Annotated in this window: 15 protein-coding genes and 1 pseudogene; 10 read left to right on the forward strand and 6 right to left on the reverse strand. The window is 71.8% G+C overall.

Annotation, left to right across the window (positions count from 1 at the left end):
- Positions 1 to 52: 52 nt before the first annotated feature.
- Complete coding sequence (locus tag ACFVWY_RS19540) at positions 53 to 559, forward strand: hypothetical protein (protein WP_389873768.1); 507 nt, start codon at positions 53 to 55, stop codon at positions 557 to 559.
- A 286-nt stretch (positions 560 to 845) separates the two neighbouring features.
- On the opposite strand, the gene ACFVWY_RS19545 is transcribed toward ACFVWY_RS19540, so the two are convergent.
- Positions 846 to 1,913, reverse strand: coding sequence for a LacI family DNA-binding transcriptional regulator (locus ACFVWY_RS19545; protein WP_389873771.1), 1,068 nt, complete (start codon positions 1,911 to 1,913; stop codon positions 846 to 848).
- A 122-nt stretch (positions 1,914 to 2,035) separates the two neighbouring features.
- On the opposite strand from ACFVWY_RS19545, the gene ACFVWY_RS19550 reads away from it, so the two are divergent.
- Genes ACFVWY_RS19550 through ACFVWY_RS19560 form a run of 3 tightly spaced genes read left to right on the forward strand, consistent with a single transcriptional unit; the run spans position 2,036 to position 5,194 of the window.
- Positions 2,036 to 3,187 carry a Gfo/Idh/MocA family protein gene (locus ACFVWY_RS19550; RefSeq protein WP_389873773.1) on the forward strand — a complete coding sequence of 384 codons (1,152 nt, stop codon included), beginning with the start codon at positions 2,036 to 2,038 and terminating at the stop codon, positions 3,185 to 3,187.
- A gap of 40 nt (positions 3,188 to 3,227) precedes the next feature.
- Complete coding sequence (locus ACFVWY_RS19555; RefSeq protein WP_389873775.1) at positions 3,228 to 4,370, forward strand: dihydrodipicolinate synthase family protein; 1,143 nt, start codon at positions 3,228 to 3,230, stop codon at positions 4,368 to 4,370.
- Positions 4,367 to 5,194 (forward strand): sugar phosphate isomerase/epimerase family protein, encoded by an 828-nt coding sequence (locus tag ACFVWY_RS19560; RefSeq protein ID WP_389873777.1) that lies wholly within the window; start codon positions 4,367 to 4,369, stop codon positions 5,192 to 5,194. The genes ACFVWY_RS19555 and ACFVWY_RS19560 overlap by 4 nt, the downstream gene beginning before the upstream one ends.
- Before the next feature lie 355 nt (positions 5,195 to 5,549).
- On the opposite strand, the pseudogene ACFVWY_RS19565 reads toward ACFVWY_RS19560, so the two are convergent.
- A pseudogene (locus tag ACFVWY_RS19565) lies at positions 5,550 to 5,687 on the reverse strand (Imm49 family immunity protein); the annotation flags it as partial.
- A 585-nt stretch (positions 5,688 to 6,272) separates the two neighbouring features.
- On the opposite strand from ACFVWY_RS19565, the gene ACFVWY_RS19570 reads away from it, so the two are divergent.
- Positions 6,273 to 6,887 carry a hypothetical protein gene (locus ACFVWY_RS19570; protein ID WP_389873779.1) on the forward strand — a complete coding sequence of 205 codons (615 nt, stop codon included), beginning with the start codon at positions 6,273 to 6,275 and terminating at the stop codon, positions 6,885 to 6,887.
- Between the two features lie 239 nt (positions 6,888 to 7,126).
- Here ACFVWY_RS19570 and ACFVWY_RS19575 read toward each other — a convergent pair whose 3' ends face one another.
- Positions 7,127 to 7,792: a TetR/AcrR family transcriptional regulator gene (locus tag ACFVWY_RS19575; protein WP_389873781.1), complete on the reverse strand. Its 666-nt coding sequence runs from the start codon at positions 7,790 to 7,792 to the stop codon at positions 7,127 to 7,129.
- Between the two features lie 63 nt (positions 7,793 to 7,855).
- Between ACFVWY_RS19575 and ACFVWY_RS19580 the strand changes: the two genes are divergently transcribed.
- Together ACFVWY_RS19580 and ACFVWY_RS19585 are read left to right on the forward strand one after the other, a co-directional pair.
- A complete protein-coding gene (locus ACFVWY_RS19580; RefSeq protein WP_389873784.1) occupies positions 7,856 to 8,827 on the forward strand; it encodes a hypothetical protein in 972 nt (323 codons plus the stop codon).
- Positions 8,828 to 9,026: 199 nt separating this feature from the next.
- Positions 9,027 to 9,662 (forward strand): GNAT family N-acetyltransferase, encoded by a 636-nt coding sequence (locus tag ACFVWY_RS19585; RefSeq protein WP_389873787.1) that lies wholly within the window; start codon positions 9,027 to 9,029, stop codon positions 9,660 to 9,662.
- 70 nt (positions 9,663 to 9,732) lie between these two features.
- On the opposite strand, the gene ACFVWY_RS19590 is transcribed toward ACFVWY_RS19585, so the two are convergent.
- The gene (locus ACFVWY_RS19590; RefSeq protein WP_389873789.1) at positions 9,733 to 9,957 is read right to left on the reverse strand and encodes a DUF397 domain-containing protein; all 225 of its coding nucleotides are present in this window, start codon (positions 9,955 to 9,957) and stop codon (positions 9,733 to 9,735) included.
- Complete coding sequence (locus ACFVWY_RS19595) at positions 9,929 to 10,768, reverse strand: Scr1 family TA system antitoxin-like transcriptional regulator (protein WP_389873792.1); 840 nt, start codon at positions 10,766 to 10,768, stop codon at positions 9,929 to 9,931. The genes ACFVWY_RS19590 and ACFVWY_RS19595 overlap by 29 nt, the downstream gene beginning before the upstream one ends.
- 128 nt (positions 10,769 to 10,896) lie before the next feature.
- Here ACFVWY_RS19595 and ACFVWY_RS19600 point away from each other — a divergent pair, with 128 nt between their 5' ends.
- Both ACFVWY_RS19600 and ACFVWY_RS19605 read left to right on the forward strand, forming a co-directional pair.
- A complete protein-coding gene (locus ACFVWY_RS19600; protein WP_389873795.1) occupies positions 10,897 to 11,223 on the forward strand; it encodes a hypothetical protein in 327 nt (108 codons plus the stop codon).
- A gap of 58 nt (positions 11,224 to 11,281) precedes the next feature.
- Positions 11,282 to 11,992, forward strand: a complete 711-nt coding sequence (locus tag ACFVWY_RS19605; RefSeq protein ID WP_389873798.1) for a hypothetical protein — start codon at positions 11,282 to 11,284, stop codon at positions 11,990 to 11,992.
- Positions 11,993 to 11,996: 4 nt separating this feature from the next.
- Here the strand turns inward: ACFVWY_RS19605 and ACFVWY_RS19610 are convergent, their stop codons facing one another.
- The gene (locus tag ACFVWY_RS19610; RefSeq protein WP_389873801.1) at positions 11,997 to 12,380 is read right to left on the reverse strand and encodes a winged helix-turn-helix transcriptional regulator; all 384 of its coding nucleotides are present in this window, start codon (positions 12,378 to 12,380) and stop codon (positions 11,997 to 11,999) included.
- 101 nt (positions 12,381 to 12,481) lie between these two features.
- On the opposite strand from ACFVWY_RS19610, the gene ACFVWY_RS19615 reads away from it, so the two are divergent.
- Entirely contained in the window at positions 12,482 to 13,159 is a 678-nt protein-coding gene (locus ACFVWY_RS19615) for an NAD(P)-dependent oxidoreductase (protein ID WP_389873804.1), read from the forward strand.
- The last annotated feature ends 430 nt before the right edge of the window (positions 13,160 to 13,589 follow it).

A 13,589-nucleotide genomic window follows, 5' to 3' on the forward strand; every position in this document is an offset into this window, starting at 1 on the left:
TAGGCCCGTACGGCGGGGACTTCGGTTCGGAAGAGACTTCGGCGGGGGATCGATGAGCAGGGAAGCTGAGCGCGCGCTGGGCGCGTTCGTCCGTAACCATCCGACAGACAACACGCGCCGGGGGCGCGTCGCGATCTGCGTCCTGCTGATCGGACTGGCTGTCCTGGGCATCGCCGTCCCGGTGACCTTCGCCGTCTTCGAGCAGAACGGCGAGGGCACCCAGGTCGCCGGTCTGCTGTGGGGCGCGGCGCTCATCGGCGTCTACGGCGGGGTCTCCAACGGCCTGCGGACCCTGCGACGGCACGGTGAGGTCTTCGTCCTGCGCGAACAAGGACTGGTCTACCGGCGGACCGGGGAGACCCGGGTGCTGCCCTGGACGGAGATCCGCGGCACGGTCGAGCGCGGGCAGAACCACGCCCTGGGGCGGCTCATGGGCTGGAACGTCCACCTGGTCATCCGCCCCCGGGAAGGCGGCCGGCTGCTGCTCACCGGCTACACCGAGGACGCGGCCCAGCTCTCCGCCGAGATCCGGACGGCTGTGGCGGCTCACCCGCGTTAGGGCGGCCTGGCTCTCTGGTGAGATCCGGACGGCTGTGGCGGCCCACTCGCGCTAGGGCGGCCCGGCTTTCCGCTGAGACCCGGACCGCCATGCCGCTCCGGCCCGCGCTAGGGCCTCTCGTTTGGATCATGCCGGGCTCGCGGGGGGCCGGCACGCACATCTGCCGCGTTGTCGTCAGTCACCGACGCTCCGCGTCGGCTCCTTCCTCCGCCTTGCAGCTGCACGCACCAGCCCCCGCTCCCTGATCCAGCCTGATCCAAACGAAAGACCCTAGGGCACGTTCCGGCTACCGCTCCCGGGGCGGTGCCGTGGACCCCCGCACCATCAGCTCCGCGGCGATCGTCGCGATGCCCCCGGGCGGCGGGTTCTCCTTGCCCATCGCGAGGCGTCCCGCCCGCGCGCCCGCCTCGGACAGCGGCAGCCGTACGGTCGTCAGCGCCGGGACCGCGTCCACCGAGAACGGCAGGTCGTCGAAGCCCGCCACCGACACGTCCCCGGGAATGCCCAGCCCCCGGTCCCGTACCGCCGCGCACGCGCCCAGTGCCACCGTGTCGTTGGCGGCGACCACCGCGGTCACCTCCGGTTCGCGGCGCAGGAGTTCGAGCGTGGCGTCGTAGCCGGAGCGGCGGTCGTAGGGGCCGTGCACGGTCAGCCGGTCCACGTCACCGGCGAGCCCCGCCGAGCGCATCGCCTCGCGGTGGCCCTCCAGCCGGTGCCGGGTCGTCGTCCGCTCCAGCGGGCCCGCGACATAGCCGATGCGGCGGTGGCCGAGGGAGAGAAGGTGCTCGGTGAGCCGTCGCCCGCCGCCCTGGTTGTCGAAGGCGAGCGCCGCGACGACCGCGGAGCCGTCCGGCAGCGGGGGCCGCCCGCACAGCACGACCCGGGTGCCCGCGTCCGCCAGCCGGGTCAGCTTGGCGGCGACCGCGGCCTGGTGCTCCGGGTCCTCCACCGCGCCGCCGGTCAGGACGACGGCGGCGGCACGCTGGCGCTGGAGCAGGGTGAGGTAGGTCAGCTCGCGCTCGGGGGAGCCGCCCGTGTTGCAGACCACCGCCAGCTTCTCGCCGCCCGCCCGGCCCGAACCGTCCCCGGGCCCGCCGATCTCGGTCTGCGCAGCCCCCGCCATGATCCCGAAGAACGGGTCCGCGATGTCGTTGACCAGGATGCCGACCAGGTCGGACGTGGCCGCCGCCAGCGAACTGGCCGGGCCGTTGAGCACGTAGTCCAGCTCGTCCACCGCGCGCAGCACCCGCTCCCGGGTGGCGGTCGCCACCGGGTAGTTGCCGTTCAGCACCCGCGAGACGGTGGCCGGTGACACCCGGGCGCGCGCCGCCACATCCGCCAGGGTGACCGTCATCGCTTTCCTCCGAGGGTTTCGGGCCGGGCCCTCTTGTCCGCGCCGCTGTCGGCAGGCTAGCGTCCCTCCGTATAGAAAGCGCTTGCTACGAAGAGGGCGCCGATGATGTGGGAGGAAGTTTCGTGACACGCAGGACAGTGCGCATCGCCATGAACGGCGTGACGGGTCGCATGGGGTACCGGCAGCACCTGGTGCGCTCGATCCTCGCGATCCGCGAGCAGGGCGGCCTCGACCTCGGCAACGGGGACGTCCTGTGGCCGGAGCCGGTGCTCGTCGGCCGCCGCGCCCACGCGCTGGAGGAGCTGGCCGCCCGGCACGGCCTGACCGAGTGGTCGACCGACCTCGACGCCGTCCTCGCCGACGACAGCATCGACATCTACTTCGACGCCCAGGTCACCTCGGCCCGGGTGGACGCGATCAAGAAGGCGATCGCGGCGGGCAAGCACATCTACACCGAGAAGCCCACCGCCACCGACGTCGAAGGCGCCCTGGAGCTGGCCCGGATCGCCCGGGACGCGGGCATCAAGCACGGCGTCGTCCAGGACAAGATCTTCCTGCCGGGCCTGCTCAAGCTGAAGCGCCTCATCGACGGCGGCTTCTTCGGCGAGATCCTCTCCGTCCGCGGGGAGTTCGGCTACTGGGTCTTCGAGGGCGACTGGCAGGAGGCCCAGCGCCCCTCGTGGAACTACCGCGCGGAGGACGGCGGCGGCATCGTCGTCGACATGTTCCCGCACTGGGAGTACGTGCTCCACGAGCTGTTCGGCCGGGTCACCACCGTCCAGGCGCACGTCCAGACGCACATCCCGCAGCGCTGGGACGAGCAGGGCAAGCCGTACGCCGCCACCGCCGACGACGCCGCGTACGGGGTCTTCCAGCTGGAGAGCGGCGCCGTCGCCCAGATCAACTCCTCCTGGGCCGTCCGTGTCAACCGTGACGAACTGGTCGAGTTCCAGGTCGACGGTACGCACGGCTCCGCCGTCGCCGGGCTGCGCAACTGCCGCGTCCAGCACCGCTCCGCCACCCCCAAGCCGGTCTGGAACCCCGACCTCCCCGTCACCGAGTCCTTCCGCGACCAGTGGCAGGAGGTCCCCGACAACGCGGTCTTCGACAACGGCTTCAAGGCCCAGTGGGAGCTGTTCCTGCGCCACGTCGTCCTCGACGAGCCCTACACCTGGGACCTGATGGCCGGTGCGCGCGGTGTGCAGCTCGCCGAACTGGGCCTGAAGTCCCACGCGGACGGCCGCCGCCTCGACGTCCCGGAACTGTCCCTGTGACGGCCCGCTTCCCGCACCGCGCATCGGAGCTGATCCGCGTATGACCATCCACCTCCCGCAGGGCCCCTACGAGCCCCGCACCACCCCGCTCGGCCTGGCCCCCGGCGGCAGCCCGCTCGCCTCGCGCACGGTCTTCTCCGCCGCCCACGTCGTGGCCGACCCGTACGCCGACATCAGCCCGGACTCCCGGGCCGCGGTCGACTGGGACGCCACGCTCGCCTTCCGCCGCCACCTCTGGTCGCACGGCCTGGGCGTCGCCGAGGCGATGGACACCGCCCAGCGCGGCATGGGCCTGGACTGGGCCGGAGCGGCCGAGCTGATCCGCCGCTCGGCCGCCGAGGCGAAGGCGGTCGGCGGCCGCATCGCCTGCGGCGTCGGCACCGACCAGCTCACCGGCCCCGCCACCCTCGCCGAGGTCCGCGCCGCGTACGAGGAGCAGCTCGCGCTCGTCGAGGAGAGCGGCGCCCAGGCCATCCTGATGGCCTCCCGCGCACTCGCCGCGGCGGCGAACGGCCCCGAGGACTACCTGGAGACGTACGCCCACCTGCTGCGCCAGGCCACCGAACCGGTCGTCCTGCACTGGCTGGGCCCGATGTTCGACCCCGCGCTCGACGGCTACTGGGGCTCCTTCGACCTCGACGCGGCCACCGACACCTTCCTCAAGGTCATCGCGGAGCACCCGGACAAGGTCGACGGCATCAAGATCTCCCTCCTGGACGCCGAACGGGAGATCGACGTGCGCCGCCGCCTCCCCGGCGGGGTCCGCTGCTACACCGGCGACGACTTCAACTACCCCGAGCTGATAGCGGGCGACGACCACGGCTTCAGCCACGCGCTGCTCGGCATCTTCGACCCACTGGGCCCGCTGGCCGCCCACGCGGTCCGGGTGCTGGACACCGGCGACGTCCAGGGCTTCCGGGACCTCCTCGACCCCACGGTCGAGCTGTCCCGCCACCTCTTCCAGGCCCCCACCCGCTTCTACAAGACGGGCGTGGTGTTCCTCGCCTGGCTGGCCGGGCACCAGGACCACTTCACCATGGTCGGCGGCCTCCAGTCCGCCCGCTCGCTGCCGCACCTGGCGAAGGCGTACGAACTCGCCGACCGGCAGGGTCTGTTCCCCGACCCGGAACTGGCCGAGTCCCGGATGCGCGCACTCCTCACGGTCAACGGAGGAACCCGATGAGCGACGGCCGTCTCTCCATCAACCAGGAGACCATCAAGCAGTGGTCGCTGCCCGAACTGGCCGAGGGCTGCGCCAGGGCGGGCATCGACAAGGTGGGCCTGTGGCGTGCCCCCGTCCAGGAGTACGGCGTCGAACGCACCGCCGCCCTCCTCGCCGACCACGGTCTCACCGTCACCAGCCTCTGCCGGGGCGGCTTCCTCACCGCGCCGGACCCGGCGGAACGCGCCCGCGCCCTGGACGACAACCGTGCCGCGATCGACGAGGCGGCGGCCCTGTCCACCGACACCCTGGTCCTCGTCTCCGGCGGCCTCCCCGCCGGGGACAAGGACCTCTACGGCGCCCGGGAACGCATCGCGGACGCCGTGGGCAGGCTCGCCCCGTACGCGGCCGAGCGGGGCGTACGCCTCGCCATCGAACCGCTGCACCCGATGTTCGCCTCGGACCGCTGCGTCGTCTCCACGCTCTCCCAGGCGCTGGACCTCGCGGAACGCTTCCCGGCCGAACAGGTCGGGGTGGTCGTCGACACCTACCACATCTGGTGGGACGACCAGGCGCCCGCCCAGATCGCCCGAGCGGGCGCGGGCGGCCGTATCCACTCCTTCCAGCTCGCCGACTGGATCACCCCGCTCCCGGCGGGCGTTCTGCTCGGCAGGGGCCAGCTCGGCGACGGCTCGGTGGACTTCCGTTCCTTCCGCTCGATGGTCGAGGCCGCAGGCTTCGACGGCCCGATCGAGGTGGAGATCTTCAACGAGACCCTCTGGTCCCGCGACGGCACCGAAGTCCTCGCGGAGGTGGCCGCCCGCTACGCGGAGCACGCCTGCTGACAGCTCCTTCTTGCCTCCAAGGCAAAGAGATCGTCAAGCCGCCCGTCCCCGTACAACCCTTCCGCCCCCACCCGGGTCATACGTTGCGTCGGGTGCTTCCGGGGAGGGATCTGGGGGGATCTGGGAAGTGCCTGACGGTGGGGGAAAACGAGGGGGGTCCGGTCATCTGACCGGGCCCCATTTCGTGTTCCACCCGTGCCCCGCCGGATGCTCCGGCAGGACCTGCCCTCCCGACGACACCGGAGGCGTCAGGTGCCGAACCCGCCCACCCGTGTGCGGCACGGGGGCGGACGGGAAGGCCCCGTAACGCCGGACGGATCGCCGTGACGGCCGGGAGCGGCGGTGGAGTGTCCGCCTACGTGGGGAACCCGCCGCACCAGTTGCGTCCCAGAAGGGCGGCGGGAAGGTACTCGGACTCGACCTCGATGGGGATACCCGCGTCGTGGGCGAAGCGGGCCATGGTGAGCGGCGCGAGCGCGGCGAGGCCTTCGGTGAGGCCGTGTCGAAGTTGCGTTTTCCCTGTACAAGTGGCGTCTGGAACAGGTCGCTTGGGGGCCTGGAGCGGTGACGCCGTCCGCTGTCGGCCGCGTAGGCCAGAACGGGGAGCAGGTGTTCATGGCTGGGTTCCTCGCTGGCGGGGAAGGAGCACGGCGTTCTTCTCTTCGAGGGGTGGTGCGGTCGGGGCGGCGGAGCCGCGGGAACTGGTCGTAGTGGGGGACGGACGGCAGGGGCGCCTGTCGGGCGGCAGGTTGGCCCTGACGGCCGCGGGCAGCGGGGCGATGGCGCGCTGGCTGGTGGGGGGCGCGGCAGGGGCTCTTCGGGTCCGGTGTCGGCGTCGGCTCGCGGCCGAGGCGTCCGCGAAAGCCAGGTCGGCTGAGCACACCGCCTCACAGCGCTCTCACACCATCTGGCACCTCAGCGGGCCGAGGGCCCGCCAGCTGATGGATCCGCCGCGAGGGGACGGCCGGCGGGAGGGCCGCCAACCGGGCCAGGCGTCCGGGCGGGTGCGGCATGGCTGCGGCCTGACGGCGGGGGGCGCCTGGATGCTGGTGGCCGGACCAGGATGGCAGGAGAGACCGTGGACGAGCCCAGCCCCCGAGGTGACCGGAGTCCGGCAGCCACCGGCGCGGGCCGTGACGCTCCGGGGCAGGCGGGGATCATCGGCATGGGCCTCGCCGCCGTACTGACCTTCGCGCTCGCCCAGGGTTCGTGGCAGTGGTTCGCCACGTACATTGGGTCGACGCTTCTCGCGGTGCTCTTCTCCTTCTACCGAATGCCGGTATGGGCGCCCGGCCTCCGCTCTGTCTATATGCGGAACCTGGTGGCGTATGCGCTGGTCGTGGGGTTGTGTGCGGCGATCGCGCTGGCCCCCATGCTCCAGCGCTGGGCGTGGCTGTTCCCGATGCCGGGTACCCGCGACAGGTGTCCCGCGCTGGGCACCTACGCGAGCGTGCGGGCGGAGGCGGCACTGGGGGACCTGGCCGGTCGCGACACCGCCGCCCTGGCTCAGGCGCAGGAGGTCCAGAGCCATGACGCCGTAGCCGACTGCCTGTCCGCCACCACGACCCTGTGGCTGCCGGTCTACGCGGCCGGAGCGGCCCTACTGGTCGGTCTGGGCGCGTGGACCATCGACCGGCTACGGCTGAGGAGCAAGGCGGCCGTGGCCGGCGGGAGGCCTTCCCGTAAGACGTGAGCGGGCCGGAGCGGGCTCACGAGCGCCGCGGATGCCCAGCGCCCTCCTGCGAGAGCGTCACCGCTCCCGGCCCGGCTGCGACAGGCCGCGTACGCCGACGGTGACACGCCACCGCGCCGCGTGCGTTTCCGTGCGGCCCCGGGACAGGGGGCCGAGGCGGCCGAAAGGCGCGCCGCCGTTCCGGGCGCCCAGGCCGTTCAGGGGCAGACGGCACCCGCTGGTCGTGCACTCCAGGAACGTCAGGGATGCGGCACACGGCGATCCGTCGCACCCGCGGCGTGCAGTCCGTGGCACAGCCGGTCGAACGCGCGGAGCGCTGCCGGGGCGACCGTGTCGCGTACGCGTGCGGCGGGTTCGCCGGACATGACGCGCCGCCGGATCTCGCGCAGGACCGCCCGGTGCGTCCCGGCGACGGCCCCCGCGAGCAGCACGGGCGTCAGGGAGTCGGTGTCGCCCGTGGCCGTGGCGGGCGCGGGCGGGTGCTCGGCCAGGGCCACCGCCAAGGCGGCCTCGGCGCCCTCGCCGATCTCGCGCTCGCGGGCGCGGAGCGCGGGGCTGTCGTGGATGACCCGCCAGAACCTGATCGCGCCGGGGTGCAGCCCCAGCATGGGTTCGTTCTCCCGCAGCGCGGCCAGCAGGTCGTCCCGGACCGTCTCCACCGGGCAGGCGCCCGGCGCGCGCTCCCGTACGAGCGCGGCGAGATGGCCTTCGGCCTCGGCCCTGCGGTCGAAGAACAGGTCCTCCTTGGTCGCGAAGTAGTTGAACGCGGTGTTGGTGGACACCCCCGCCCGCCGCGCGACGTCGGCGACCGTGACCTGGTCGAAGCCGCGCTCCAGGAACAACTCCAGGGCCGCGTCGGCGATCGCGGTACGGGTCTGCTGCTTCTTGGTCTCTCGAAGTCCCACGCCCAGATGGTAGCGTCACCCCAAAATTGTGGTGACACCAAAATTTTCTGGAGGGGTAACGTCATGGCCTTGACCTTCGGCATCTATCCGGGTGGCCTCCTGGGCGACGACCGCGGGATCGTCCACCCGGTCCGGCCGGACCTGCCGGACCGCATCACCGACGCGCTCGACCGGCTGCAGGGCGCGGGCCCCACGCTGTCCGTCCGCGCCTACCAGCCCTTCGCCGCCACGGCACCGCAGGAGCCGCCCACCCCCGCTGCTCCGTGGCAGTACCTGGAACGAGGGCGCACGCTCGACCTCGTACTGCCCTTCCGGGAGCAGTCGGGGCGACTGGACGGGTGGCTCGATTTCGTCCGCGAAGCCGTCCGTAGGCACGGGCCGCACCTGGCGTCCCTCCAGATCTGCGAGGAACCGAACGCCGACCTCCCCGTCCTGGACGGCAGCAGCCCGAACGTCCTGAACGCCCTGGTCCAGGGCGTCGTCGCCGCCAAGGAGGAGGCCCGCGCGCTGGGCCACGCGTTCGCGGTCGGCTTCAACGCCGTACCGACCTTCAACCCGGCCGACACCTTCTGGTCCGACCTCGCGGTCCGGGCCGACGCGCGCTTCCTGGCCAGCCTGGACTACGTCGGCCTGGACTTCTTCCCCGACGTCTTCCGCCCTGTCGCCGCCCATCAGCTGGCGGCGGCGGTCACCGGCATCCTCACCGCGTTCCGGCGGACCGACCTGGCGAAGGCCGCCATCCCGGACACCGTGCCGATCCGGATCTGCGAGAACGGCTGGCCCACCGGACCCGATCGCTCCGAGCGGCGACAGGCCGAGGTCCTCGAAACCGTCGTCCGGACCGTCGCCGCCCTCGCGGACGACCTCACCATCGACGGCTACACGTTCTTCGCCCTGCGGGACGCCGACAGCACCGCCGACGGCCTCTTCTCTCATTTCGGCCTCCTGCGTGACGACTACACGCACAAACCGGCCTTCGAGACCTACCGCCGTCTCATCGGCGAGCTGGGGTCCTCGTCGGCCGCAGCCGCCTGACCTCTTCGCCTGCCGCCTGCCGCCTGCCGCCTGCCGCCTGCCGCCTGCCGCCTGTCGGCTGCTGGATGGTGGTCATCGGCCTGCCTGTAAGAGACGCACCCAAAGTCGATGCCTTACGGCACAGCCATGCGTAATATCTGCAAGGGTATTGCAGGTATTACGCGGGCTGCGGGCGCAGCCCCTGCGACGGGAGGGCACGATGCTGGCGGACACCGTCAGGACGTGGGTGGCGGGCTGGGCCGTGTCGCGGCGGACGCCGCCGCCGGTCGAGCGGCCCTGGGGGTACTACATCGAGGTCGCGGACAACCCGGCCGAAGTGGGACGCCATGTCCTCCCGGTGGCCGAGGAGTCGCTGGTTCGCGACGCGGCTGCCGCGGTGGCGGTCCCGCGGACCTGGATGAAGATGCCCGCCGAGCCGGAGGAGATCGGGTCCTGGCTTACGCCGGGATGGGTGGTGGCCCGGGAGGAGACCGGCCATCTGATGGCCATCGACCTGACGGTCACGGAACCGCGCACGCCCGAGGGGTACGCCGTGGCCGCCGAGTACGTGGACGGCGTCGTCCACGTACATGTGCGGGACATGGCAGGCCGGTCGGCGGCCCAGGGGCAGGCGGCGATCATCGGCGAGGCGGCGGTGATGGACCGGGTGGTGACCGACGAGGCCCATCGGCGGCGCGGCCTGGGGAGCCTCGTGATGCGCACGCTCGCCGACCAGGCCGTGGTCCGGGGTGCGTACGCGGGCGTTCTCGGAGCGACGGACCCCGGCCGCGCGCTGTACGAGATGCTCGGCTGGAAGAAACACTCGACCATCGCGGAGTGCATCTACCGGCCTTGACGGAGGCGTTGTCGTGCGGAGCGAGCCGGTCCCGCCCGGGACCGGCTCGCTGGGATGTTTGCCGTCCGCGTCAGGCGGTGAGGATGCCGTCCTTGACCGCCGCGACGAACGCCGACCAACTGCCCGTCGAGAAGTCGAGGGTGGGGGCAGCAAGGTTCTTGCTGTCGCGTACGGGGACCGAGGCGTGACCAACGGCGACTTCAAGGCACTCGCCGTTGGCTCCGCCGCTGTAGCTGGACTTGTGCCAGCCGCTCGGGGACGAGGTGTCAGCGAGTGTCGGCTTGGTGCTGTGCATGTTCGTGTTCCTCCGCGATGGCCCTGATGAGCGCTACTGACTCCCGTTGTGGCGCCGCATCGCTCAGGGCGAGAGTGTAGGACGTGTGACAGGCCGCAACCAGCGTCGGATCATCCAGCAGACGACCGGTGTGAAGCCCCTCGATGTACGCCACAGGGGCCGCGTCGGCAAAGGACAGTAGGTAGAGCATGCCCTCCAGGAGGGCGTGTGCTCCTGAGGCGAATGGCAGTACGTGCAGACGCAGACGGCCGGTGTCGGCCAGGTCTGCGATTCTGTGGAGCTGCTCGGCCATCACCGACGGCCCGCCCACGGGTCGCCTGAGAGCGGCCTCATCAAGCAGCACCCAGGCGACCGGCGTGGCCATCTGGTCAAGCAGTTGACTGCGCTCGGCGCGGCTGACGACCAGTTCGTCAAGCTCTTCGGAGCAGTAGTTCGGGCGATACGCCTCGAATACCGCGCGGGAGTAGGCCTTTGTCTGGAGCAGGCCAGGAATCAGGGACGCCCCATACTGGCGGATCTCCCTAGCTTCGCGCTCCAGCTCGGCCACCGCAGCGAAGTAATGGGCGAAAGTGGTGTCCAGGTTCTCCAGCCACCGCTCGAAGAACCCGTCCGTCCCCAGCGCGCGGTCGATCCGCCGGGCGTCCTCCGGGGACGGCAGCCGGCGCCCCGCTTCGTAGTGGCTGATCAGTGTCGGTGAGCAGACGATGATCTCGCTCAGGGCCTCCTGGGTCAGCCCGGCGGCCAGGCGCCGGAGGCGCAGCTCCTCGCCGTACTTCTCGCGTGGCGTGCGCGGCCTTCGTTTCGTTGTCATGCGGTCCAACTCCCCGTCTTGACCTGTGTGCCGTCATCCCCGCCCCTCTGGCAGCGTAGCGACGCGCGACCCCACTCTGTGATGGATTCACTACAGAAAGAGAGCGGGATGCGATGGAGCGATACGTGATGGCCGAACGATCGGACACCGAGCCCCCCGTGGCGCGGCTGCTGCCGTGGACGGGGGAGGGCGGCAAGCCCTGTTATCTGCTGACGGGGGGCGATGGGGGCGGGCTGGTGTCGCGGATGGCCGACGACATGGAGAGCGTCCAGCTCGGCATGGCGGGCGACCTGCTCGGGCATGCCGATGACCTCCTGGCCGACGAGCGGTCGACGGGGCCGCAGATCCGGTTCCTCGCCGCCCGGCTGAGCGAGTCGCTGCGGCAGGTCGTACGCGTCGCGGAGAGCCGTGGGCTGCGGCTGGCCGGAGGTGTGCCGGGCGACGAGGGGCTGTGAGCGCGTTACGGGTGGTCCGGGGCGCGGGCGGCGGTGGCGCACCCGTTACGTTCCCCGCATGGAACGGACTACCACCCTGAGGCGTCTCGTCGCGAACGGAACCGGCACCGCCCCGCAGCGGCTGACCGGACTCGCCACCGGACTCGGCATACCGGCCGCCGACCTCCTTGTCATCGCGGGTCATCCGGTGCCGACGGAGCTGCTGCCCCCGGGGCGCGACGCGGAGGCCCTGCGGCGGTTCGCGTACAGCGCTGGCCACTGCGACCACGCGCGACTCGCCGAACTGCGCGCGTTTGTCAGCTCGCTGCCGCGTCCGGCGGTGGTGGAACCCTTCGTCCGGCCGACGTGGCCGGGACACCGGCCCGCCGCGACGAGGGTCGCCGCGGTGCTCCGCGATCTGCTCCGTAACCGCGGCTTCGGCCTCCGCGAACTGCCCTTCCTGGGGCTGTCCCGCAGCACACTGCTCGCAATGGTGCGGCGCTGTGACCCGGGCCCGTACCGGGCGCGGCAACTATCCGCCCTGGCAGGCCCGTTGGGGTGGCGGCTGCCCGACCTCTTCGCGGTCGCCGACGAGCCTTACCCGCCGGGCCTCCGCCCGATGGTGCACTGCCACCACCTCGGCCGGGTCTTCGAGGCGGCCGTGCCCCTGAGCACCGCCCGGCTCATCGAGGCCACGGCGGAGGCGGACCGGCTGAGCGCGCGCGAGGAGCACGGCGTGTGGCAGCCCGTCTCGCAGGGCTTCGCCGGGGAGTGCCCGGACCTCTGCTGACGGGTCACGACGCGCCGGACACCGGTGCCGTGTTCTCGTACGCGTCCCGCGCGTCCAGGAGTTCCGGGAGGTGGGTCGCCGCCCAGGCGCAGCAGGCGTTCAGCGGGATGAGCAACGTGTGCCCCAGCGCGCTCAGTTCGTAGTCCACCCGGGGCGGGGTGCCGTCCGTGACGGTGCGGGTGAGGAGGCCGTCCCGTTCCATCGCGCGGAGCGTTTCCGTCAGGACCTTCGGTGTGATGCCGCGCAGCGGGATCTCCAGCTCGCTGAAGCGCCGGGGCCCGGACTCCAGGCACCGGATGATCCTCGGCGTCCATTTGCCGCCGATCCGGAACGGGGTGGGGGCGTGGGCGCAGCCGGTGAACATGTCGGGATCGAGGGGTTCGCTCACCTCCCGAGCGTACGTAACTATCGTTGCGGAAACCATGGGTCGGGGGTCTAGCGTCCGGCGCACCGGCCCGCGTGGAGCGGGCCCCGGCGAGAGGGATTCCCATGGGTGGCAGCAGGATCGTTGTGTTCGGGGCCGGAGGGCGGGCCGGGCGGCGGGCGGTCGCCGAGGCGGTGGCGCGTGGGCACCAGGTGACCGCGGTGGTGCGGGACAGGGACGCGTACCAGGCGTCGGACGCGTACCGGGAACTGGCCGGTGGCGGCGTACGCGTGGTGGTGGGCGACATGACCAGGGCGGACAGTGTCGCGGAGGTCGCGGCCGGGCACGACGCGGCGATCGGCGCGGCGGCCAGGATCGACGTGCCCTCGACGGAGTTCTACGTGGGCGCGGCCCACGCGCTGCTGGACGGCCTGGCCAGGGCAGGGGTCGGGCGGCTGGTCTTCCTCGGGATCGGCTCCACGCTGGAGACCGCTCCCGGGGTGGCGGTACACGACGCGCCCGGGACACCTCAGGAGCACCGGGCCTTTTCTCTGGGGCATGCCGCGGCGCTCGACGTGCTGCGCGCCGCCGAGACGGGCGTCGACTGGCTCGTCCTCGCCCCGCCGCCCGTCTTCCTCGACGACGAGGCGTCCAGGACGGGCCGGTACCGGACGGGGGACCACCGGGTCCTGCCGGACACCGGCGGCCCGGCCGGCTTCTCGTACGCGGATCTGGCGGTGGCACTGATCGACGAGGTGGAGAGCCCGAAGCACCACCGCTCACTCGTCGCGGTCGGCGCCTGATCACCCGTCCGCCGACCCGACGGGACTCCGTCGGCGCCTCGCGTATCCCTTCGGCCACGGCCTTCCGTGTGTCTGTGACGACCAGCGTGTGCAGGGGGGACACGGGAGGCGCAGGTCACATGGGTGGTCAGTCCGTCATCACCTGGGAGCAGGGCCGGATGTCACGGCCTGTCCACAGCTTTCGGTACCTGATTGCTTCGGGTCCGGTCGGGTTGATAGGCATGGACGGCACTCTTGTTCTCGGTCGAGGTCGGTAGGGGGTCTGGATGAAGTTCGATATGGGGTCGCAGGTTCTGACGACGCTGTCGTCGAAGTCGCGTGGGTCGAGTGATGACCTGGGGACGCTGATCCGTCAGCTGGTGCAGGCGGCGGCGCCGTTGGAGGGGAAGTTCCACGGTGCGGGGCGGGTGGCGTTCGACTCGTTCAAGAG

The organism is Streptomyces sp. NPDC058195 (assembly GCF_042883525.1).
Classification (GTDB): domain Bacteria; phylum Actinomycetota; class Actinomycetes; order Streptomycetales; family Streptomycetaceae; genus Streptomyces.